Origin of the sequence: Fibrobacter sp. UWOV1 (assembly GCF_900142495.1) — a bacterium.
Classification (GTDB): domain Bacteria; phylum Fibrobacterota; class Fibrobacteria; order Fibrobacterales; family Fibrobacteraceae; genus Fibrobacter.
In genome coordinates, this window is sequence record NZ_FRBA01000012.1 from 43,775 (window position 1) to 64,221 (window position 20,447).

Annotated in this window: 21 protein-coding genes; 6 read left to right on the forward strand and 15 right to left on the reverse strand. The window is 49.1% G+C overall.

Annotated elements, in window-relative coordinates:
- Positions 1-39: 39 nt before the first annotated feature.
- Both BUC02_RS13575 and BUC02_RS13580 read right to left on the reverse strand, forming a co-directional pair.
- Positions 40-1,299: a B12-binding domain-containing radical SAM protein gene (locus BUC02_RS13575; RefSeq protein ID WP_073323406.1), complete on the reverse strand. Its 1,260-nt coding sequence runs from the start codon at positions 1,297-1,299 to the stop codon at positions 40-42.
- On the reverse strand, positions 1,296-2,081 hold the full coding sequence (locus BUC02_RS13580; RefSeq protein ID WP_073323408.1) for a hypothetical protein: 786 nt from the start codon (positions 2,079-2,081) through the stop codon (positions 1,296-1,298). The genes BUC02_RS13575 and BUC02_RS13580 overlap by 4 nt, the downstream gene beginning before the upstream one ends.
- A gap of 204 nt (positions 2,082-2,285) precedes the next feature.
- Here BUC02_RS13580 and BUC02_RS13585 point away from each other — a divergent pair, with 204 nt between their 5' ends.
- Together BUC02_RS13585 and BUC02_RS13590 are read left to right on the forward strand one after the other, a co-directional pair.
- Positions 2,286-2,603 carry a hypothetical protein gene (locus BUC02_RS13585; RefSeq protein WP_073323410.1) on the forward strand — a complete coding sequence of 106 codons (318 nt, stop codon included), beginning with the start codon at positions 2,286-2,288 and terminating at the stop codon, positions 2,601-2,603.
- Positions 2,587-3,048 carry a hypothetical protein gene (locus BUC02_RS13590; RefSeq protein WP_073323412.1) on the forward strand — a complete coding sequence of 154 codons (462 nt, stop codon included), beginning with the start codon at positions 2,587-2,589 and terminating at the stop codon, positions 3,046-3,048. Before BUC02_RS13585 ends, BUC02_RS13590 begins: the two co-directional genes overlap by 17 nt.
- Positions 3,049-3,146: 98 nt before the next feature.
- Here the strand turns inward: BUC02_RS13590 and BUC02_RS16320 are convergent, their stop codons facing one another.
- A complete protein-coding gene (locus tag BUC02_RS16320; protein WP_175549878.1) occupies positions 3,147-3,290 on the reverse strand; it encodes a hypothetical protein in 144 nt (47 codons plus the stop codon).
- 197 nt (positions 3,291-3,487) lie between these two features.
- The gene (locus tag BUC02_RS13600) at positions 3,488-4,939 is read right to left on the reverse strand and encodes a hypothetical protein (protein ID WP_073323416.1); all 1,452 of its coding nucleotides are present in this window, start codon (positions 4,937-4,939) and stop codon (positions 3,488-3,490) included.
- A 254-nt stretch (positions 4,940-5,193) separates the two neighbouring features.
- On the opposite strand from BUC02_RS13600, the gene BUC02_RS13605 reads away from it, so the two are divergent.
- Complete coding sequence (locus BUC02_RS13605) at positions 5,194-5,520, forward strand: hypothetical protein (protein WP_073323418.1); 327 nt, start codon at positions 5,194-5,196, stop codon at positions 5,518-5,520.
- A gap of 9 nt (positions 5,521-5,529) precedes the next feature.
- Positions 5,530-6,684: a DUF4434 domain-containing protein gene (locus BUC02_RS13610; protein ID WP_139261176.1), complete on the forward strand. Its 1,155-nt coding sequence runs from the start codon at positions 5,530-5,532 to the stop codon at positions 6,682-6,684.
- A gap of 1 nt (position 6,685) precedes the next feature.
- Here BUC02_RS13610 and BUC02_RS13615 read toward each other — a convergent pair whose 3' ends face one another.
- Both BUC02_RS13615 and BUC02_RS13620 read right to left on the reverse strand, forming a co-directional pair.
- The gene (locus BUC02_RS13615) at positions 6,686-7,273 is read right to left on the reverse strand and encodes a fibrobacter succinogenes major paralogous domain-containing protein (protein WP_073323422.1); all 588 of its coding nucleotides are present in this window, start codon (positions 7,271-7,273) and stop codon (positions 6,686-6,688) included.
- A gap of 143 nt (positions 7,274-7,416) precedes the next feature.
- Entirely contained in the window at positions 7,417-8,739 is a 1,323-nt protein-coding gene (locus tag BUC02_RS13620; protein ID WP_073323459.1) for an aspartate kinase, read from the reverse strand.
- A 317-nt stretch (positions 8,740-9,056) separates the two neighbouring features.
- Here BUC02_RS13620 and BUC02_RS15955 point away from each other — a divergent pair, with 317 nt between their 5' ends.
- The gene (locus BUC02_RS15955) at positions 9,057-10,013 is read left to right on the forward strand and encodes a hypothetical protein (protein ID WP_139261178.1); all 957 of its coding nucleotides are present in this window, start codon (positions 9,057-9,059) and stop codon (positions 10,011-10,013) included.
- A gap of 87 nt (positions 10,014-10,100) precedes the next feature.
- Complete coding sequence (locus BUC02_RS13630; RefSeq protein WP_073323426.1) at positions 10,101-10,991, forward strand: sigma 54-interacting transcriptional regulator; 891 nt, start codon at positions 10,101-10,103, stop codon at positions 10,989-10,991.
- 39 nt (positions 10,992-11,030) lie between these two features.
- Here the strand turns inward: BUC02_RS13630 and BUC02_RS13635 are convergent, their stop codons facing one another.
- The 9 genes from BUC02_RS13635 to BUC02_RS13675 form a co-directional block, all read right to left on the reverse strand.
- Positions 11,031-11,975 carry a PorV/PorQ family protein gene (locus BUC02_RS13635; RefSeq protein ID WP_073323429.1) on the reverse strand — a complete coding sequence of 315 codons (945 nt, stop codon included), beginning with the start codon at positions 11,973-11,975 and terminating at the stop codon, positions 11,031-11,033.
- A 26-nt stretch (positions 11,976-12,001) separates the two neighbouring features.
- A complete protein-coding gene (locus BUC02_RS13640; protein ID WP_073323431.1) occupies positions 12,002-12,709 on the reverse strand; it encodes a hypothetical protein in 708 nt (235 codons plus the stop codon).
- A 3-nt stretch (positions 12,710-12,712) separates the two neighbouring features.
- Positions 12,713-13,294 carry a hypothetical protein gene (locus BUC02_RS13645; protein ID WP_073323433.1) on the reverse strand — a complete coding sequence of 194 codons (582 nt, stop codon included), beginning with the start codon at positions 13,292-13,294 and terminating at the stop codon, positions 12,713-12,715.
- Positions 13,282-13,758, reverse strand: a complete 477-nt coding sequence (locus BUC02_RS13650) for a hypothetical protein (RefSeq protein WP_073323435.1) — start codon at positions 13,756-13,758, stop codon at positions 13,282-13,284. Before BUC02_RS13650 ends, BUC02_RS13645 begins: the two co-directional genes overlap by 13 nt.
- Positions 13,759-13,889: 131 nt before the next feature.
- Positions 13,890-15,491: a glycosyl hydrolase family 5 gene (locus BUC02_RS13655; RefSeq protein ID WP_254794229.1), complete on the reverse strand. Its 1,602-nt coding sequence runs from the start codon at positions 15,489-15,491 to the stop codon at positions 13,890-13,892.
- Positions 15,492-15,499: 8 nt separating this feature from the next.
- The gene (locus BUC02_RS13660; protein ID WP_073323437.1) at positions 15,500-17,050 is read right to left on the reverse strand and encodes a hypothetical protein; all 1,551 of its coding nucleotides are present in this window, start codon (positions 17,048-17,050) and stop codon (positions 15,500-15,502) included.
- Between the two features lie 189 nt (positions 17,051-17,239).
- Positions 17,240-18,265, reverse strand: coding sequence for a phosphoribosylformylglycinamidine cyclo-ligase (gene purM, locus BUC02_RS13665; protein WP_073323439.1), 1,026 nt, complete (start codon positions 18,263-18,265; stop codon positions 17,240-17,242).
- 40 nt (positions 18,266-18,305) lie between these two features.
- A complete protein-coding gene (locus BUC02_RS13670; RefSeq protein ID WP_073323441.1) occupies positions 18,306-19,103 on the reverse strand; it encodes a Crp/Fnr family transcriptional regulator in 798 nt (265 codons plus the stop codon).
- Between the two features lie 3 nt (positions 19,104-19,106).
- On the reverse strand, positions 19,107-20,354 hold the full coding sequence (locus BUC02_RS13675; protein WP_175549879.1) for an ABC transporter substrate-binding protein: 1,248 nt from the start codon (positions 20,352-20,354) through the stop codon (positions 19,107-19,109).
- Positions 20,355-20,447: the final 93 nt, after the last annotated feature.

Genomic DNA, 20,447 nt, shown 5'->3' on the forward strand with positions numbered 1-20,447 from the left:
CCGGGGAGGGGTTTACTTGGTCGTTTGGAAAATATCATTCTAGATGGTTTCCGCGAGCTTTTGCATCTTCTCGAAATCGTGGGTAGGATTGTCGACCACTTCGGGGATGCCGAAAGCATCCTCTTTCAGGGTGAGGCCGTACAGCCCGATATCATCGGCAAGTTTTGTGCCGGAGTAGACCTGTAAGGGGAACGCTCCGATTTTCCCGACACCGTAACTCTTGACTATACCGATATCGCGGGCGAAGGAATCGTAAGTTTGCAACGGAAGCCCGTAAATCAGGGTGACCATCGTCGCGACGCCAAGTTCCCTACAACGGTCCAGCTTTTCGCGGAGCTGCGCTTCGGTTTTGTAGCTGCCACGCTGAATAGTCTTCAGCACCGTCGGATCAAGGCTCTGCACGCCAATCTCAAAACTCACGTTCGGATTCAACGAAGCCTCTTCCATAAAGCGCTCTGTCAATAATTCCGGACGAATCTGCAGCGTGACCTTTCCGCTGAAACCGACCTTGCGAATAAGCTTCAGATACTGTTCCCCGTGCCCCTCGTAATCATTGAAGAGCGGGTCCAGAACGTTCAGTTTTTTCACTCCGTGTTCCTTGAACAACTTGAGTTCGTCGAGATGACGTTCGTAATTGTCTATGCGGTACACCTTGCCCGAAAGCGTATCGCGATGCTTGCAGAACGAACAGCGGAAAGAGCAACCGCGGCGAGTTTCAGCCCGCACGGTATCAACACCACCGCCAAGGGAGATGACGCCCGAAAGATACGGAGATTCAAGTTCTCCAAACTTGGGCAAATCCATCATACGCGAAACTCCTTGATTGATATAGTGGCGTAAATTCGCGAATATCTTTTCGCCGTAGCTGAGCGTAAACATATCCGCGAACGGAAAACGTCTGCGGAGTACATCTTCACTCCCGAAAATGGAGGCTCCCCCTAGCATGATGAAGATTTCCGGAACACGCCGACGAAGTTCTGCGCCGGCGAGCGCAACCATCTTTTCGCACCAACCGAAAACACTGAACGCGACTACATTATACCCACCGATAAGCACCCTGGTGACAACCTCGCTTGCCACGAGATTCCATTCAATATTGAAATCGCCGTTCATCTTTTGAAAGCGATTCAAGTCACAGGTGAATACGTCAAGCGTATCGCCTGCATTGGCAGGACTGTTCCAGAATGCGCCGGCAAGACAGCTGGTTCCATAAGCCTCACGAGGCTCATTCTTGCGGCAGAAATTACTGCTCACAAGCAGTACGTGAAGCGGTGTGTGGATGAAGGAGTTTTTCATCATACGCACCTCCCACTTTTTTTAATTGCCGCTTTTATCGCATCCGCAATTATCTTACAATTATCATTATGCGCCTTATAAACAATCCAGTCTGTGGGTCCCTTAAAACAGGTATCAACAATTTCAGTTGCTCGATGCGCTAAATGTTTGCAAAGACACACAATAACACCGAAATCCCTCATATGCGTACCATTCCATAACGCACGTAACTTTGAACACGATTTAGCATTGCGTTCAACGAGGATTTGTCGTACAAAAAGACCTAATTCTTTTTCCAAGGCTTCTTTTTTTGATGCGTTTCCGCCAACTAGGATAATATCGAATTCGTTCTTTAAATTCGCAGTAGACGCCTCACTTGCATTTACGCCTAACTTATTCCTAGAATGAGCTTTACCCTTCTTAAAAGGACGATTCAAAAGTTTGAATGCACTCGGCTTCAAGGATTCATACCTGTTTAGTGACTCTCGTTCCCAATCTTCAGCAGAGAATTCTGATCTATATCGCGTATTTGTATTCCGGAGGTAAATTCCCCGAGGACGCCTTTCAACAAGAAATTGGAGTATATCAACTACCGACAATCTCAAGCTTGGGTATTTTTCAGCAATAAAACGACAACGACAAGCTATAAATTCTGCTATCGCTGTAACCCCGTGATTGTAGTCCTTAAGAAACGCATTTATTCGACCCAGTTCACTTTTAGCATCATTTTCGCAAAAAATTTGACCGGGAGCGCCATATTTTTGTGAAAAAGCGCGATTTAAAGGCAAAACAGATTGATTTTTCATATTTTATCCTTCGCCATTATGGCTTCTTGTTTTTTCAAGGGCGGCATTGCCCTTTACTCCCAATTTCTCTTTGAATCCATTACCAGTTTTCACCAGTTTTTACTTTCCCCTAGGGGAAAAGGTGTTTTTTTCACAATTTTAAGCACTTTGTAAATTTTTTTATTATTTTAAGAAATACAACATTCTTACCCAAGGAGTCTCCAAATGAAACAAATTATCCTAACTTGCCTTATCGCATGCGGACTTTCCTTCGCTTTTCTACCCGGTGTGTGCGAGGTTGGCGACGCCAAAAAAGAACGCTTTGAAAAAACCGTCGAATATGAACTCATGAAAGAATGCATGAACGGAAGTTTCGGAACACAAGGAGTTTCCGGTTATAACGAAAAATTGGAATACTGCTCATGCTTAATCGGAGCGCTGCATTGCTATTTTGGTTCAATTGAAAAATTGAATGAAGCCGACCAAAAGAAACTGGAAAAGGCGACCAACCTAGCAAAAAAGTGCTATGACAAGTCAAAATAGAAAGAGCTCCATAGAAACGGAATGGAAGAGAGTCAACGAAAGCATTGATTCTCTTCTTTCGCAATTGACCCCACAATACACGGAAATCGGCGTAGGAAAAACGAGCGAAGGCTTTTTTAACGGAAAAACTTTTCATGATGAACTAGATAAATTTGCAACCGTTGAATACAATCGTGCAAAAAAAGAAAACAAGGGGTTTCTTGATCCAGAAGAATTCAAAAAGAAATTAATAGACAACTACACAAAACACTATCGATACAGAGCAACACGAACATCCATCATTAAGCTGAAATTATTTCTAGATTTCCTATGTAACCGAAAAGGAAATACGCTTTCTTCCCAATTTATGTGGCCCGAAAACTCCAATCCGATTTTATCGCCTACGGTTGTTCGTTTCATGAGAAAATGCTCAAAAGAATTCGATAAAAGACAAAAAAAGAAATAGAAGTACATAGCCCATTTAACCAATGGGCTCCTTGTTACAAATTAATGCAACTAGAAATACTATTTTGAAACGGGCTTATGCACTTCGATTTCGGCTAATTACTTCTTCCTCCCCTGGTAAAGCTTGTTGTTAGAATTCAGCTGATCAGCATGATTATCCATACGGGCTTGATACTGGTAATTATTCGGGTTCATCTGGTCCGCATGGTGGTTCAGATCGGCCTGGGACTGATTCGATTTCATAAGAAATCCTTTGACCAGAATCGCATCTTTTGTCGTTCTAGTCTTTTTTGAAAGCAACAGCGCTTTCAAGCAGTCAACACTTCAAATCGACTGCTATCAGAATTTACCTTCTTGTCCCTGCTATTTGGAGACTCAAAAACTTCTGTTTTTTTAGAAAAAAAGGGGGTAAGAGAAAAAAAAGAGGGTAAGAAACGCACTTACCCTTTAAACAAAGATTCTACAAATTTTTCATACATTTTTTCTAAGCTTATTGGTTTTGTATTATAGCAATCATAATGCGTTAATAATCCATAACCGGACTTATAGATAGAAAGGTTCGGCGATATTGAAAATTGTTGTTTCCAATCAGATACTGCATTACTGCTGAAATATTCTTTCACATATCTTTCTGCTTCGGCACGCTCATTGATTGAAAGGGTCGCCATTTTTTCTTCTAGTGCAACTCTAAAATTAGACTTTTCTATACATTGCTCACGTAAGATATCAAATGCCTCCGACTCTGATTTGTTCTGAACTATAGACGCCAAAGGTACATTTGTCACATACTTTTTTATCACTGATGAAGCATTATCATTCTTGCTAATCTGTTCTCCTGAAGACTGTTGAGTCAATAGGCGCGCCACATCACATCTGCGGGCTTTTTTCCCAAATTGAGGATCTATAACCATTTTACTCTTTTTGTCTTTTATCGCTTCGTTTATGTCATTTTCATCATATATTATTTCATAACCGCAACATCTTCGCCAAGTTTCATGTGCAATATTGGCAGCCATTTTTTCTTCTTCAGAGCCTTTTTCCCATTCAATAAGTTTTAAAGGCAAAAGATGAATATTATAGTATCGTCCGATATAAAGCAGGTTCCTTAATTCGGGAACAAACCCCTCTATCCCTCCAGATTTTGCCGACGATATATTAGCGAAAGCAACGAAAGCTTCTGTAAGGAACAAAGATTTTTCATTCTCAATTAAGGATCCAAAATCTAATTTTTTTAATTGTTCAGCATACCATTGCCGTGCATTTTCAAGTTCAGTTTCCGAATTTTTATCTTGCTTTATCTTCTCAAAATATTCATTATGTTTTTCACGCCATTCCCTATTATCCTCTGAATCAGAAATTTTTTTATCAAAGGGATAAACAAATAAGAACCGTCCAAAGAATGACAAGGGCTCAATATTCCTATTTGAATACACAAACCTAGAAAATTCACCCACAAATCTAAATTCGTCTAAAACATCATCATCAACATTCTCGCTTGATACACCTTTTTTCTCAAGATCTTCGACACATTCAAAAAACTTAAAACAGTCTTTCTCATTTCTGAACAAAACGTCTTCTACTTCGCTTGGATTCTCTGGAACAAATGCAACATTAAAAAAAAACTTATAACAGTCTTCAAATATTTTTTTATAAGAAGGTCCCTTTTGCTTTATATAAATAGTGGCTACAGAATCGCCTTCAATTATTCTTGATTTGAAATATTTTATAAATATCCTAACAACACCTTTGTGTGCTTTGGATACATCAGATAAATTAACAAATTCTTTTCTCAAATAATCAAAAAAATGTTTATGAACAGGATAGACTTTTATAATCCTGTCATATTCATAATAAAACCGTTTACATTTTTCTGTTTTATATTTTTCAAACACAATTATACCTCTTCTTCAAAATACCTTATTTTTCAACCAATATCAAAAAAACTTCTTCTCCCCACTTCATTTTTTCATATACCCCCCCCACTATGGACACGGAAAGAAAATAGCCACTTTTCGCATCGTTTTATCAAAAAATGTATAAAATCCCGTGAAATACATCACTCCCGCTCGGGGCAACTAAAAAAATTGCTCCCGCGCGGGTTTCATGGTATATATTACTTGTGTCTAAAATTCCAAGGAGTATTACGATGAAAAAAATGTTCCTCGCGGCCGTTATCGGCGCAAGCGCTCTCTTCACCGCATGTGGCGACGATTCCTCTTCGGCATCCAGTTCCCCGACCTGCACCATTAACAAGGGCAGCCAGGTGACCATAACCATGACCAAGGACGGCCAGACGGAAGAAATCGTGTACGCCCTTGATGGCGACAACCTCGTGATGACCAAGGACGGCGAGAGCGAAACTACTCCGGCAGGCGGCATGACGCTCGACGACGTTGGAAACATGGCCGACGAAATGTGCTACGACTTCATGACGGGCGCAATGGACAGCAAAGACGATACGCAAGAAGATTAAAACAGCAATGTGCGAAGGGTAGTAATTACATCGCTCCTGTGCGGAGCGTTTTCGCTTGTGGCGGGGCCGCTTGCCGGCGCAGTTCATGCGGCGGGGTTCGCGGGTGTTTTCGACGCGGGCTGGTCCACAGCCTACTACCCGCAAGATTCCATCACGCACATGCACCAGCGCCTGCACGCGCTCGGGATGGACGAGGTTGTGTTGCAGTACGCCGCGGTCGAGGTGACGCACTTGTACTACCCCTCGCAACTGGACTTTTTGCAGAACACGCAGTACAAGAACAACGAACTTTTCCCCAAAAGCATCGAGGCGGCGAAGGCCACCGGGACCAGGGTCTGGCTCGGGCTTTACTACAATGGCGACAACTGGTACACGCCACCGACCGCCGAGCAGCTCGATACTTTGTCTGCACGCAACCTGAAGGTACTCGAAGAAATCTATTCGCTGTACGGCAATGAAACTGTTGTCGAGGGCGTGTACATTCCGCAAGAAATTGCGCGCTACTACTGGGATGGCCTGCGCACTGACGCGACTCCGGAAATGCTTACGAAACACTTCTTGAAACCGGTCACCGAAGCCGCACAGGCTAAGGGCTGGAAGGTGATGGCGGCCCCATTCTACAACCAGAACCTGGAAACTCCCGAGAAACTGCAAACGTTTTTCGAGAAACTTTTTGCCGCAGGATTCAAGCCCGACGTAATCGCCGTGCAGGATGGCGTAGGCGCGAGCGACGCGGGCAAGCACCACGCCGAAACTACGAATGTGGGCAACTACGAACGCGCGGTGGCACAGGCCTGCAATCAATACGGGATTGAATTCTGGGTGGACATGGAACTGTTCCGCACCGACGATTCACACGCGCTTGCCGACAGCGCAAGAATCTCGGCGCAGCTCGATACCGCATACGCCGCGGGGGCTTTGATGGTCATCGGCTATGACTTGGCCGTGCTCGGGAATGCAGGCCTTGACTCGCTAGAGAAATGGAAACTGGAACCCAGCGTGATACCTACGTCACCCGATTCCACAGCCGCCATCGCGACACCGCACGAAAACCACGAAAATCGCCGTGCATCCAACGTCCGCATGTTCGATACGCAAGGCCGCTACCTCGGCACCGGCGAACAAAAAATCAGCCCTGCCGTCAGGACCGTGAAGAAGCGGTAAATTACTTCACACACCTAACGGATCTTGCTTCGTCTTTGCCGAAGGCGCTGAGCTTAGCGGCCTTGATGCTAAAATCCAATAGCATGTAGTAAGCGAGGCCATCGGGCGTTTCGACAGCGCTCCAGAGGTGGGCATAGCCGCCGATACCGTCGAACTTGCCGGGAGCAGATTCGCTGCCGCCTAGGCGGTACCCTGCAGGGAGAGCGTTAAAGCCGTAATCGTCTGTGCCGTTCCCTTTCTTGAACCAGCCGCTGGTGGACTTAAGTTTTTCACCTGCAAAATCCATGCCGCCAGCGCTTGCGATAAGTTGTTCAAAGTCTGCGCTATCAGGGAGTCGCCAGCCTTCTGGGCACACGGTGCGGGCCATGTCCCAATTGTAGAGCCGCCCGTACTTGGAGCAGTTGCGATTGTCTCCTTCGGGGCACGCGCTCCCTTCGATTTCGTAATTCAGGTTTTCGGCCATCCAGGTCTGCGAACCGATTTGTACGATGTCGTAACTTTGTCCGTCACGCGGGTCGGTGAATGATTCCGAACAGGCAACCATCAAGGCCACCAGGGAAAACAAAGACAACAAAATAATAAAACGCATAAAACTCCTAAAAACACTCTATATATAGATTTTTCGCCTACAAAGTTGGAAAACAGATAAAAAATACCCCCGGCCGTTAAGTCGGGGGCGGTAATGTTCTTGGATCCTATCGGCCCGTTGGGCCTCCAGGATGACAGTGCAGGTTATTTCACGAATGCGCCGTAGATGGCCTTGATGGCCTTCTCGGTATCGGCTTCGTCAACACCGGTGATGATGTTGATCTGCGAAGAACCCTGGTCGATGATGCGGACGTTTACCTTGTTGTCGGCGAGAGCGGTGAAGAGCTTTGCAGCCACACCGATCTTGTTCGTCATGCCGTGACCGACAGTCGCGATAAGCGAGATGCCCGGGAACACCTTGATACGGTCGGGGCGCATCTGCTGCGTGATGTCTTCGAGGACCACGTCCTGCACGGCGTCGAGAGCCTTGCTATCCACCACGATGCTCATGGAGTCGATGGCGCTCGGGCACAGTTCGTAGGAGAGGCCTTCGCTTTCGAGCACGGCGAGCACGCGGCGGCCAAAACCGACTTCCTTGTTCATCATGGACTTTTCGATGTAGATCATCGAGAAGCCCTTACGGCCGGCGACACCCGTAATCGGGAGCTTCGCTTCTTCCGGAGTGGGGCCGATGATGGTACCCGCATCTTCGGGGCGGTTCGTGTTGCGGATGTTGATAGGAATCTTCTTCGCGCGGCACGGGGCGATAGATTCGTCGTGAAGCACGCTGGCGCCGGAGTAGGCGAGTTCGCGGATTTCGCGGTAGCTCACGTATTCGATCGGCAGCGGATTTTCGACGATGCGCGGGTCAGCCATGAGCATGCCCGAGACGTCGGTCCAGTTTTCGTACTTGGCGGCATCGATGCCGTTGGCAAGGATTGCGCCCGTGATGTCGGAGCCGCCACGGCTGAAGGTCTTGACTTCGCCACGGAGGTTGCTGCCATAGAAGCCCGGCAGCACGTAAAGCTGGTTTTCGTCAGACAAGGTCTTCGCGATATCTTCGTAGGTCTTCGGCGTAATGCGATACTTGTCGTCGAAGGTAATCAGCGGGAAGGTATCCACGAAGTTTGCGCCCAGGTACTTGGCCATGAGGCGTGCGCACAGGAATTCGCCACGGCTTACCAAGAAGTCGGTGCTGACGGATTCGGGGTGGTTCTTGAGCTTGTCTTCGAGGCTGTCGAGGTCTTCGGTCAGCTTGTCTTCGAGACCGAGGTCCCTGCAGATTTCGTCATAGCGCTGACGGATCAGGTTCCACGGGGTCGAGAAGTCGAGACCCTTGGAGGCGAGGTCGTAGGTGCTGTAGAGGAGGTCGGTAAGCTTGGTTTCCTTAGGATTGCGCTTGCCGGGTGCGGAAACGACGATGACCTTGCGGTTCTTGTCGGATTCAACGATGGCCTTGATCTTCTTGAACTGGCCTGCATCGGCGACAGAGCTGCCGCCGAACTTACATACGATTCTTTGACTCATTTTTTCCTTTCGGGCCACCAAACCTCTCGGCTTCGAGCGCAGTCACTTTCCTCGCGACCGTCGTGCCCAAGCCTACCCATCTGGCCAGCCACTTTTGGTTTACGGCGCCCTTGCGGTCGCCTTTGTGTCTATGTCTGCGACGGTGTTTTACCGTTGCGGGGGCAATAATAGAAAAAACGACAAGACACGGCAAGGTTTGTCAAAAAAATGTCACGAAACCAGGCGAAATTTGGACAAACCTTTTACTTTTTCGTCAAAAGTGATTTAGTAATTTAGCGGCACAGACAAACTAAGCAGCTCTTAAAGGAGAACATATCATGAAAAAAACGCTGATTGCCGCCGCGGCATCGGTATTCTTTATTGTTGCCTGCGGTGACGATTCCTCATCAAACGCATCGAACGATAGCCGGACACAGCCAACAGAAACCGACACAAAAACAGGGCGATATCAAGTCGACGAATCAGAGAATCTCTTGATCATGATTCCCGACAGCACGTACAGATCCGAATGCGTAGCCGTTGGAGAAGATTTCGTATGGGAGCGCCTACCCCTAAACGGTCCCGATACGCTCAAGTATGAATTCCGAGGAGATTCCCTAGCGCTATCCGCCTTCCGAAACGGCAAAAAATTGCCAATTGAAGAAGTTTTCATAGGCGGGAAATCAGGAAAATTCGAAGGAACCTGGTCACAGCCCTCATTCTCACTCACATTCTCTGACGGAAAGTTATCTCAAACGACCATTCTCGACCTAAGTCAAGAAAATGATGAAAATCCCGATTTCATGAACTCCTTTTTTATGGCAAAACTTTATGACGCAATCAACGAAGGAAACCTCTTAACTACTGCAAAAACCATATTCGAAAAAGATTCTTCTAGCGTACAACGTGCCATTGAAGAAAACAAGGTCAATATCAAAAAAAATGAAAAGACCAGCCAAGTCTTCGAAATGAAAGGCAAGACGTTCTCAATTGACATCAAAAACGCAACCGAAACGCCCATTTACGACGGATTCTTTTTCAAAACAGTCAGCGAAATCCAAATAGAACTTTCGGACGGCTCCACGACCTGCAAACTGAACTATTCAGAAAAACTCGTCGACAAGGATTTATGCCATGGCGAAAAATCCGAATTCCTTGTGACAAATGTCTTGAAGAACAAGAGAGGCGAGACGATGCGGGATTCTGAAGGAAATGAAATCGAATCTGCAACTCTTTATAGGGATACGGGCAACGACAGTTTCTCGGAATGCTTCCTTAAAATGAATCTCGACTAGTTTTGTAAAAAATTAGGCGCGAATGTAAATTATTCGCGCTTTTGGTATTCAGAGCCTCTAAAAAAGCGTGTATAGTATAGAGGCTTTATGAACAGACACGAATCCATGTTACGCATTGCGGCAAGCTCCGACATCTCGGTGCTACTGCTTGGGGAATCGGGCAGCGGCAAAGAAGTCGCCGCCCGCTTTGTCCACGCTCACAGCAAGCGGGCGGGCGGGCCCTTTATCGCCCTCAATTGCGGGGCGATTGCCAAGGGACTCACCGAAAGCATTCTGGAAGGCCACCGCAAGGGGGCTTTCACCGGCGCCGTCGACGAGCGCCTGGGAGTAGTGCGCTCGGCGGACCACGGCACGCTTTTCTTGGATGAAATCGGCGAGATGCCGCTCGAAATTCAGTGCAAGCTGCTGCGTATTTTGCAGGAGCGCTCCGTAATGCCACTCGGCAGCTGCGACCCCCAGCCTGTAGACTTTCGCCTGGTTTGCGCCACCAACCGCAACTTGCGCGCCGAGGTGCACGCAGGGCGATTCCGCGAAGACCTTTATTTTAGACTGAACGTGTTCCCCGTGAAAATCCCGCCGCTCCGCGAACGCGAAGACTTTGCGGCTATCGCCCAAGAAATCTGGAAAGAAATCGCCGATCACAACCCGCTTAATGCAAGCGAGATTGCATTGCTTTCCAAGCGCAAATGGCCCGGAAACGTGCGCCAGCTCAAGAACGTATTGCAACGCTATTCGCTTTTAAAGCCCTACGACATTACCTTGGGCAACGTGCTTACCGACGAATTCAGCGAACCCGCCACAGTCGCAGACACTTGCACACTATACCAGGCAAAATCCAGGCGCATTGCCGAAACACCCGAATGGAACTTAATTTGTTCAGAACTTTCCAAGAACAGCGGCAACAAAAGTGTCACCGCGCAAAAACTAGGCATCAGCCGCGGCTGCCTCAATTATCATATTAAGAAACACCAGAGCTAAAAAGAACTTAGTTGGCAGAACTTAGAACTTAGTGATTAACTAGAATCGAATGCCAAGCGTCAGGTAGTGGTAGCCGCCGTCAAACGCTTTTTTGGGGCTGTAGGCGTAATCGAAATGCGCCATACCGACGGCAACGCCAAGGCCCGCACTGATTCCGTCTTCGGTATCGGGGCGCGCCGCGTAGCCCATACGGAACGCAAGCAAGTCAGCGTAATTCAGTTCGCCACCGAATCGCCATTCGGGGTCCTGCATATCGGCGCGGCGGTAAGCGTCGGCAGACATGTGCAAGTTCCAATTGCTCTGCAAGTCAAAGAACTTTGCAATCGGCAAAATGCCCGTAATGCCTGCCTGCAATGCCATCGGGGCGGTTTCATCTTCGCCATCGTAGTCGCTCATGTAGCCAAAGTTCGTAAGGGTCGCGCCAAAGGCAAAGTATTCATTCACATGGTAGGCGCCACCAACATCGCCAAGGAACGCAATCGCCGATTCGTCATCAATCGTCTGCACACTCAAACGCGCCGACGTTGCCCAGTTAAAAACCTTGCTGCGGTTACCGAGGCCCGCCGAGAGCGACCAGGCGTAGGCACCGTATTCCGACGTCTTGAAACCCTCTTCGTCGCGGCCCTCGATTCCATCGTAACCCAAGAATTCAAAACCTGCCGACGCCGTGAGCGGGAATTTCCAGAATTCGAACGGGAGCGCCAAATACGCCGTCGTAAAATCGTCGGCCGTCATTTCCGGGAAAATAATATGGTTAATGCCCGCCTCGGCCTCTTGAACTGCGGACATAGCCAGCGGGTTACGCGAAATTTCAGAAGCATTCGCTGCATCGGCAACGCCCGCCCCCGAAAGGCCGGCAGTCCTAGCCGAAGCATGCATCGAGAGGTACTTCATCGATACCCCGCCCGCATCTACGTTCCAATGCTCCCCGGCAAACACAAGGGAACATGCAACCAGACTAACAGCGAGGATCTTCTTATTCATGCCCTACAAGATACAAAATTTCAGGATTATTCTTCTAGCCGGTTATAGCGATTCACTGCAGAACTATAGCTTGCATGAGACACAGCCATCATTGTAGCCCCAAACGGAATGGCAACAACGCCTCCCATCATCAAAAAATGGCCATAATTTTTGTCATTTACCATGGCAACACCGCCCGTCGCAATCAAAGCCGCAGAAGCCACCGCCATAAACACTCCTGCCGCATGCATTTTCTTGCTCGTTTGCAATTGCGCCTTGGCCTTTTCACGCTCCATCAAGGCCTCTTGAATATCACGACCCGCGTTATAGCTATCCACCTTCATGTTCTGCACTTCGTAATATTCAAAGAATGACAGCCATAAAAGCGGTGCCATGGCAGCACTACCTACTAGAACATACTTTCCACCTTTCTGCGACGCGCTTACGCTCCCGGTAATCAAGGAAAGCAGCTCAAGCGTCACCATCGATATGCCGGAATATTTCCAGAACTTGCCTTTAAGGCGGTAGGAATCGTACCACTCTTCACCTTCAAAGAAAGGTTCAATTTCGTCGATAGAAACATCTCTGCAGTCTAGCGTATAGTTCCACCCCACGCCAAGCAAAACTAAGGGCGAGCCAAACTCATACCCCATTACATGGCGGTCAGTGGTATCTTTTGGAGTTGGCAACACCTGCGCAAAGACCGCACAGGGAATCAGTAACGCCAGGATAATCGCTTTAAGCAGGTTATTCATACACTAGAAAATATTGTACAGAACAGAAAGACCGAAACCGCCAATCATATAAGTTGCAATCCCGTCATCGATCAAGTCGTAATTATAGGTATCACGATAACGCCAATCCATTTGGACAAAATCACCCATGACGGAAAGCGTCAGTTTATCCGTCAATTTATAGCCAAGGCGAAATCCATAAGATCCCGCAAGATCATGCGCAAAGGACTCCTTTTTCTCTTCCGTCTTTTCATTCAATTTATCGTGATTAAATATGAAGAAATAACTAAAATATGCATCCGCAACAAACTTTTTATATGTCACAGACCAAATCATAGGTTTTATGCCGATTCCCCAAAATGCGACCGTTTGTTCGCCATCATCAAACGAATAGCCAAAACGACGCAATTCAATGGACATCTTGTAGTCTATAAAATTCTCCGGTTCATCAAAGACCCCTGTCTCTAAAGAAAAGCCCAATGCTCCGGCAGGCTCCCTAATGACATTGTCACTTTGAATTCGGCTATCCCAAATATTCCCGCCAACAAAGAACGCATTTGCATTAACGCACAAAGCGAGCAAAACAAACAAGACTAGTTTTTGCATGGTTCTACCTCGCGAATGCTCAAATACATCTTATCGCCATAACCACGCATACGTTTGCCATAATCACCAGCTTCATATATGAAGTCTTCCCAACCAATTCGCAGGTTGTAGAGATAACTTCCATCTGCCTCATTTTCTTGCAACACAATCTTATAGTTGTACGTCGTATCCGTATCAAATTCATTTTCACTTACTGTAATAAGCTCACCCGTTTGTTTTATATGACCAAAATACTTTTCTCGAATTACGGCAACGGAATCGTGAATACATATTTCTCTACAAAAGATGTATCCAGCATTTCCCCAATAATCAGGGGGAAACACCTCATCCGAATAAAAACATCCCTGAATGTTTTCGAACGATGTTTCTTCTGGAGACTCAGACAATCCATTATCGTCAATGTACGCGCAAGCACATAACATAGACAATAATAAGACCGAAGCTATTGTGAAGAAATACTTCATAAAACACCTTAATTCATACACTAGAAAATTGTTCTTCAGCACCACCAAATCTAACAAATTAACATTCCCGCGTAAAGTAAAAAAAGCCCCGCGAAATTATCGCAGGACTATTCAAATCGCGTTGATTCCAGCTATTCCACATCGCAGCCGGCACTCGGATTCTGCCAGCCGTTTTCCGGAGGAGCTTCGCCCGCCTTCCAGCAGTGGAGCGTATCGAGCACGTCGCCTTCCTTGAAAGTGGACCAGTCCGTCACCTTCTTGAAGTTGTTTTCTAGAGAGGTGTTGTATCGGCTCATGTAGTGGTCAATCAAGTACTGCGGGCATTCCACTTCTTCGATGTAGTAGGTCGGATTGTCTGCGGCCATGTACCAGTCGGCAAACCAGTGGCAACCGCGCAACAGGTTCGGGAGGCCGGCGTCGCCGAAGGCCGCGTCGCACATATCCTTGATGCAGGTCTGGTATGCGGCGAGAGTAGCGTCGTAACCGAGCTGGTTCTGGCATTCGGTCAAGAATCCGCCAAAGCCTGCACCCCAGTTAAAGTCGCTGCCTTTTTTCACCTGAGTTGTAAGAGCGTCAAAAGCGCCCACGCCACCACCCGGCACCATCAAGTCAAACTGTCCTGCCGGAAGATTAGGATTGCCGCCAGCCACATCCATACCGATGTTAGAGGCCATCACGATCATGTGCTTGCCCTTGAGAGCCTTGTGGGTTTCCCTGGGCGGGTTGTTTTCCATCTCGTTCGCGAAGTGGCCATCGTACTGCAAGTGATAGCATTTGCCGCACTTGCTGTTGGCTGTACCCGCAACGTAACCATAAGACAGGTTCTCTGTCACCTGGATCGGAGCCATGTCGGTGCAGGTGAACACGCCCTTTTCCTTTTCGTCGCCGCAAGCGCTTCTGGTCCCGTTGTAACCGAACCAAGCCTTACTGACGTCACCCAAGGTAAAGGTAGGGACTTCGACATCGTGGATGTTGCAGTTACGTGCAGTGCCAAAGTCGGCAAGGAACGCCTCGTTGGAAGACGTATCTGCACGAGTTGTATCGTTAGAGCTTTCCTTAAGCCAAGAGCAATGCGGTTTGCAGGCATCCCAATAACGGGTATTCCAGCCGCGCTTTGCCGTAGCGCTAATGTCCTTGGTGTATTCGGCCGGAGGCGCACCGTAAGATTCAAGAGTCGGGAACCCGTCAGGGCCCAGTTCCGGATTCGTATTCACGGAGCCGCTGCTTTCAATAATCCCGGCGTCCGCGCTAGAGGTCGGGTCAGCAGAAGCCGAACTCAAGAGCGTCACATCTCCCGTTTTAGGATCCACAGTGGCATTCGCCTCGCAAATAGGCAGAACGGTGAGATCTACATTCTCCATCACCACCTGACCTAGAGCATTTACAATCGTCCCTTCCGCAAAAGTTCCAATCGAATTTCCCGCAGCATCTGTCACGCGGCCATCGGCATAGATACCCCAACTTTCACCGGCAACATCAAGCAACCAAGCGGTAGAGGTAAGCGCAACCTTATTGCAAGGGTTGTTTACGCGAATCTCGGAATCAGAAGATGCCGGATTCTGAGCATTGACGCTACTTGAAGACAATACCGGATTTTGCGAACCTACACTCGACGAAGAAAGCTCGTTATTAGATGCGTCGTTAGCAGTAATCGTTTTTGTATCGTCACCGCAAGCGCAAATCATGGCGACCGCACCTGCAGCAATTACACTCTTGAATAACTTACGATTCATAAAACCTCTTACGGGGCGCAACCCTGCGGATATTCGTCCGTCAGGCATTCCTGCGTTTCAAGAGCATCACCCTTCTTGTAGTCAGACCAGTCATCACGCCAACGGAAACGGTTGTCCTTGGTCGTGTTGATGGTTGTCATGTAGTGATCAATCAAGTACTGCGGGCATTCCACCTCTTCCCAGTTGTAAGTCGGGTTGTCGGCAGCCATGTACCATTCGGCATACCACTTACAGCCGCGCAGCAAGTTCGGCCACTTTGAAAAAGCCTTTTCGCAGCCGTCAATGATGCACTTCTGGAAATCGGCGACTTCGCCGTCCCAGCCAACCTGTTCAAAGCAGACTCTTCCGATGCCACCACCATTGGCACCAAGTACCGAAGCGTCTGTCAAGCCCAACTGGGTCGAAAGGGCATCGAAGGCGCCCACGCCACCACCAGGAATCAACAAGTCAAACTGGCCAACTTCCACATCGTAACCGATATTGGATACCATAACCACAATATGCTTGCCATTCAGAGCCTTGTGTGTTTTCTTGACATCGCCATCGTTCTTGCCGCCATTATACTGCAAGTGATAACACTTGCCACAACCGAACTTATACTGAGCTCCGGAACCGGCAACATAAGCATACGAAAGAGTGTCGTTCACAGCAATAGGCGCCATGTCCGTGCAAGAGAATGTACCCGTAGCGTCCTTTTTGTCGCAAGCGCTATTGGTCCCTTCATAACCCATCCAGTATTGCTGAACAGCGTGTCCCAGGGTATAGGCAGGAACCTCTACGTCGTGAACATTGCAGTTACGTGCAACGGTACGGCCAGCCTGGAATGTTTCTTCGCTCGTGGTATCAACACTGCTGAGCCAAGAACAGTGGGGCTTGCAGCCATCCCAATAGCGGCTATTCCAACCGGTCTTTCCGTTATCGCGAATTTCTTTGGTATAAGCTGCAGGAGGTGCACCGTAAGATTCCAGAGTCGGGAACCCGTCGGGGCCCAGTTCCGGATTCGTATTCACGGAGCTGCTGCTTACGGTAGGTTCGGTGCCCGCGCTCGAAGTCGGGTCGGTCGGTTCCGTGCCGCCTGCACTCGATGTCGGATTCGTCGGGTCACCCGGATTAGCGCCTGCCGAAGAAGTCGGATTCGTCGGATCACCCGGATTAGCGCCTGCCGAAGAAGTCGGATTGGTCGGGTCGCCCGGATTGCTTGCCTCAGACGAAGAGCTGAGCTTTACAGGTAAACCGGTATCAGGATTGATGCTGGCATTTGCAGCACAGGCGGTAAGGTCAGCGAGATTGACATTCTGTGCAAGGGGAGCGCCTGCCAAGTCCATGACGATTCCGTCGGCATAGTAGCCCACTGCGGCACCGGCAAGATCGGTCACGTTACCGTCGGCATAAATGACCCAGTTGTTCAAGAGCCACGCGTCCGCCATTACAACAGCCTTTGCGCAGGCGTTATCGGCAATCGGAGTTGCAGGATTGCTCGAAGCGGAATCGTCGCCGCAAGCACAAATCATGGCGACCGCACCGGCCGCAATCATCGACTTCATCAGTTTACGTTTCATACATCCTCTTATTGTTTTTCAATTCTAAAAATAAATTCTGTTGCCCGATTTTCAAAGCAAAATCACATTACTAAATCATTATATGTTCCCTAAATGTACACAAAAGGCCCCACGGAACGTGGAGGCCTTTTAATGTGAAATGTGGTATGTGGAATTAACCATCACACATTACACACCACACATTTGTCATTAGTCCCTGAACTTCACCTGCTTGGAGCCCTTCACGACTTCACCGATCTGCACCCACTTTTCGCCCTTGGCTTCGAGGTGAGCGGTGACTTCGGCCTTGTCAGCCGGGTCGATGAAGATGAGCATGCCCATACCCATGTTGAAGGTATTGTACATTTCGTCCTTTTCCACGGAGCCAGCCTGCTGGATGAGCTTGAAGATCATCGGAGGATCCCACGTGGTGCGGTCGATAATCACGTCGACATCGTCCGGCAGAATGCGCGGAATATTGCCCTGGTAGCCAGAACCGGTGATGTGGGCGAGGCCCTGAATGATCTTCTTGTTGCAAAGATCGATGAGGCTCGGGTAGTAGCTGCGGTGCGGCACGGCGAGAGCTTCACCGATGGACTTGTCCATGCCATCGACCATGGTGTCGACCTTGTAGCCGGCCACGTCAAAGAGCACCTTACGGGCCAAAGAGTAACCGTTGGTGTGAAGGCCAGTAGAAGGCAGGCCGAGGATAATGGTACCCGGCTTGATCTTCTTGCCATCGATAATGTTTTCGCGTTCCACCACGCCAACGATGGTGCCGGAAATATCGTAGTCACCCGGACCGTAGAAACCCGGCATTTCAGCAGTTTCGCCACCGATCAGCACGAGGTCGTTTTCGCGGCAGGCCTTGGCCATACCGGCAACGAGCTTGTCCATGACACCCGGTTCCAGGCGGCCGGTAGCCACGTAGTCCAGGAAGAACAGCGGACGTGCACCCTGCACCAGAATGTCATCGCAGCAGTGGTTCACAATGTCCTGGCCCGGAAGTTCGTGCGTACCCATTTCGATGTCGACCTTGAGCTTGGTGCCCACGCCATCCACAGAGCTCACGAGCACGGGATCCTTCATGCCGAGGTGGTTCAGCGTGAATAGGCCGCCGAAGTTACCCACGTCGCCCAAAACGCCCTGGTTGAATGTAGTACGTACGGATTTCTTGACACCGACCATTGCTTCGTCGGCACGTGCCAAGGACACTCCTGCGTCTGCGTAATTCATCTTTTATCCTTTTGCCCAAGTCTTGGGCACGTGTTAGCCCTTAGTGGGCATTTTGTTTTTCATCAATATTTCTGAGCGCATCCAGAATCAGGCTCGTGGTGTCGGACATCTGGTTGATGTTCACGATGTCAGGCATCAGGTGCGTGTCGAGCTTGAACAACGTCTCGTCGCCCCAGGAGAGCATTTTTTCAAGAGCGTCTGGGCCTGCCAGTTTGCCGCACTTGGCACAGCAGATTCGACCATCCTGGAATGCGATAAAGCCCTTTTCGCCACTGCATTCGAACATGACCGTTCCCGTCACACGGCTCTTTTCCAAAGTTTGCGCAAAATCGATAAAGGGGAGCACCTTTGCAGAAGCAAGGAGCGAAAGTCTTTCGAATTCGTCGAATGCCTTGTTCTTTGCACGCAGGCGGTCGGCGACCACCTTGTAAAGGTACACCATGATATTCGGGTTCTTGTCCAGGAACTTCACGAACTCGTCGCTTGGAATGTGAAGCACCGTGGCACCTTCTTCGCCAGCAACCACCGTATTGCTCGTGGGTTCGTTACAAATGATGGACATTTCGCCAAAGCAGGCGCCCATTTCGAGCTGGGCAAGCGTATTGTAATGGCCATCGGCCAAAAGTTCGCCACAAATAAAAGCTCTGCCACTCTGCAACACGCAGAACGAATCCCCGACCGAACCACCGTTGATAATGATTTCCCCCGGCTCGTACTCGCGGATCTGCGCATTCAAGAGCAAATAGTCTGCACAGTCCCTGGGCACCTGCTGCAAAAAAGGTGTCCCAAGTTCATAGTTGGCTGCAATCCAGTCACCAATACCAGTATGAGTCTTCATGTTCTAAAAGATAAAAATATTATGGTACCAGTCAAAACCCTTTCGGGTAGAATCTGCCCCATTTGTAGAGTTTTGTATACACAGACGCAAATTCGTAAGAATTTCGGCAGGGTATGCGACAGCCGACTCGAAGAAATCGTTCCCGCCGCCGGCACCCTTGATGCCGTCATTCTGGTATACGCGTTTTTCCTTGAACGCCCTGATGTACTTTACGCGGGGTTCGGCCATCAGCAAGTCCTCTACGGTCGCGAACATTCCCGGATTCACCCACACGTCGGCGCTATCTGCCACCTGCAAGATTTCTTCGAGGCTGAACTGCAGATCCTGATTGGTGTCCGCGGCCCACAGGTAGCAGCCGCCGGCGTCTTTGATAAGTTGTGCGGTAAAGCTCTTGCCGCCCGGCGCATGCCACACGCCGCCGTAGCTCATGCCCACAAGCACGCGGGGGCAAGGTGTGTGTGGAATGTGGGATGTGGAATGTGGAATTGTATCATCTTGAGCGGATTTATGGGGGGAAGTTTCCCCCTCGTTCGCACGTTGTTGCTCGCTACCCCCTCTAGCGGGGGACACCCCCGCAACACCCCCGTCTACAGCCTGTAAATAAGCGTTCTTACTTTGTTCAAAAATCGAATCGGCAAGAGCCTCTACGCCGAACAGGCGCCCGAACAGCTTGATCCATTCGGCCTTTGCAAGCGGGGTGCGTTCCTGCCATTCCGACGTAAGCATCAGCGAAAGCCCGATGGCGCCAATGCGCTCGTAGTCGTCCATGCCGCCGCCAGTCGCAAAGTCGAACACCAAGTCGGGCTTTGTCGCCATCAACTTTTCAAGCGAAAGCGTAGGCCCGTTTCCGACCTCGGCCACCTCGCCTTTTTGGACGCGCGCATACAACAAGCTATCGACCAGGTAGCGCCCCTCGCCCACCGCCACAATGCGGTCGCGCAGCCCGAGGCGCAGCATGTAGCCCACCTGCGACGACGAAAGCGCCACCACGCGCTTGAGTGGCGCGCCCAGCCTGAATCGCTTGATCAAGGTATCGCGCCCCACGATCGAGCGGATTTCGGCATAATCCTCGCCGCAAAGCTTGCCCATTTTAAGGTTTTCGCTATATTCCAGCGCCGGAAGTTCGCCGCAGTCGGCCGTTTTCACGTCGCCTCCGGCCTCGCTTTTGCAGCCCGACAGCCCGAAGGCCGAAAAAGCCATAAAAAGCCCGAAGGCGGCGCCCATGACCATTTTTCCACAAAAATTCAACATCCTAGCTCCTAAAAAAGCACGTAAATCGTTGATTTTTAACATCTTATGAAAATTTCCGATGCAATTTTCCTAAACATAATGTATTTTATAGCC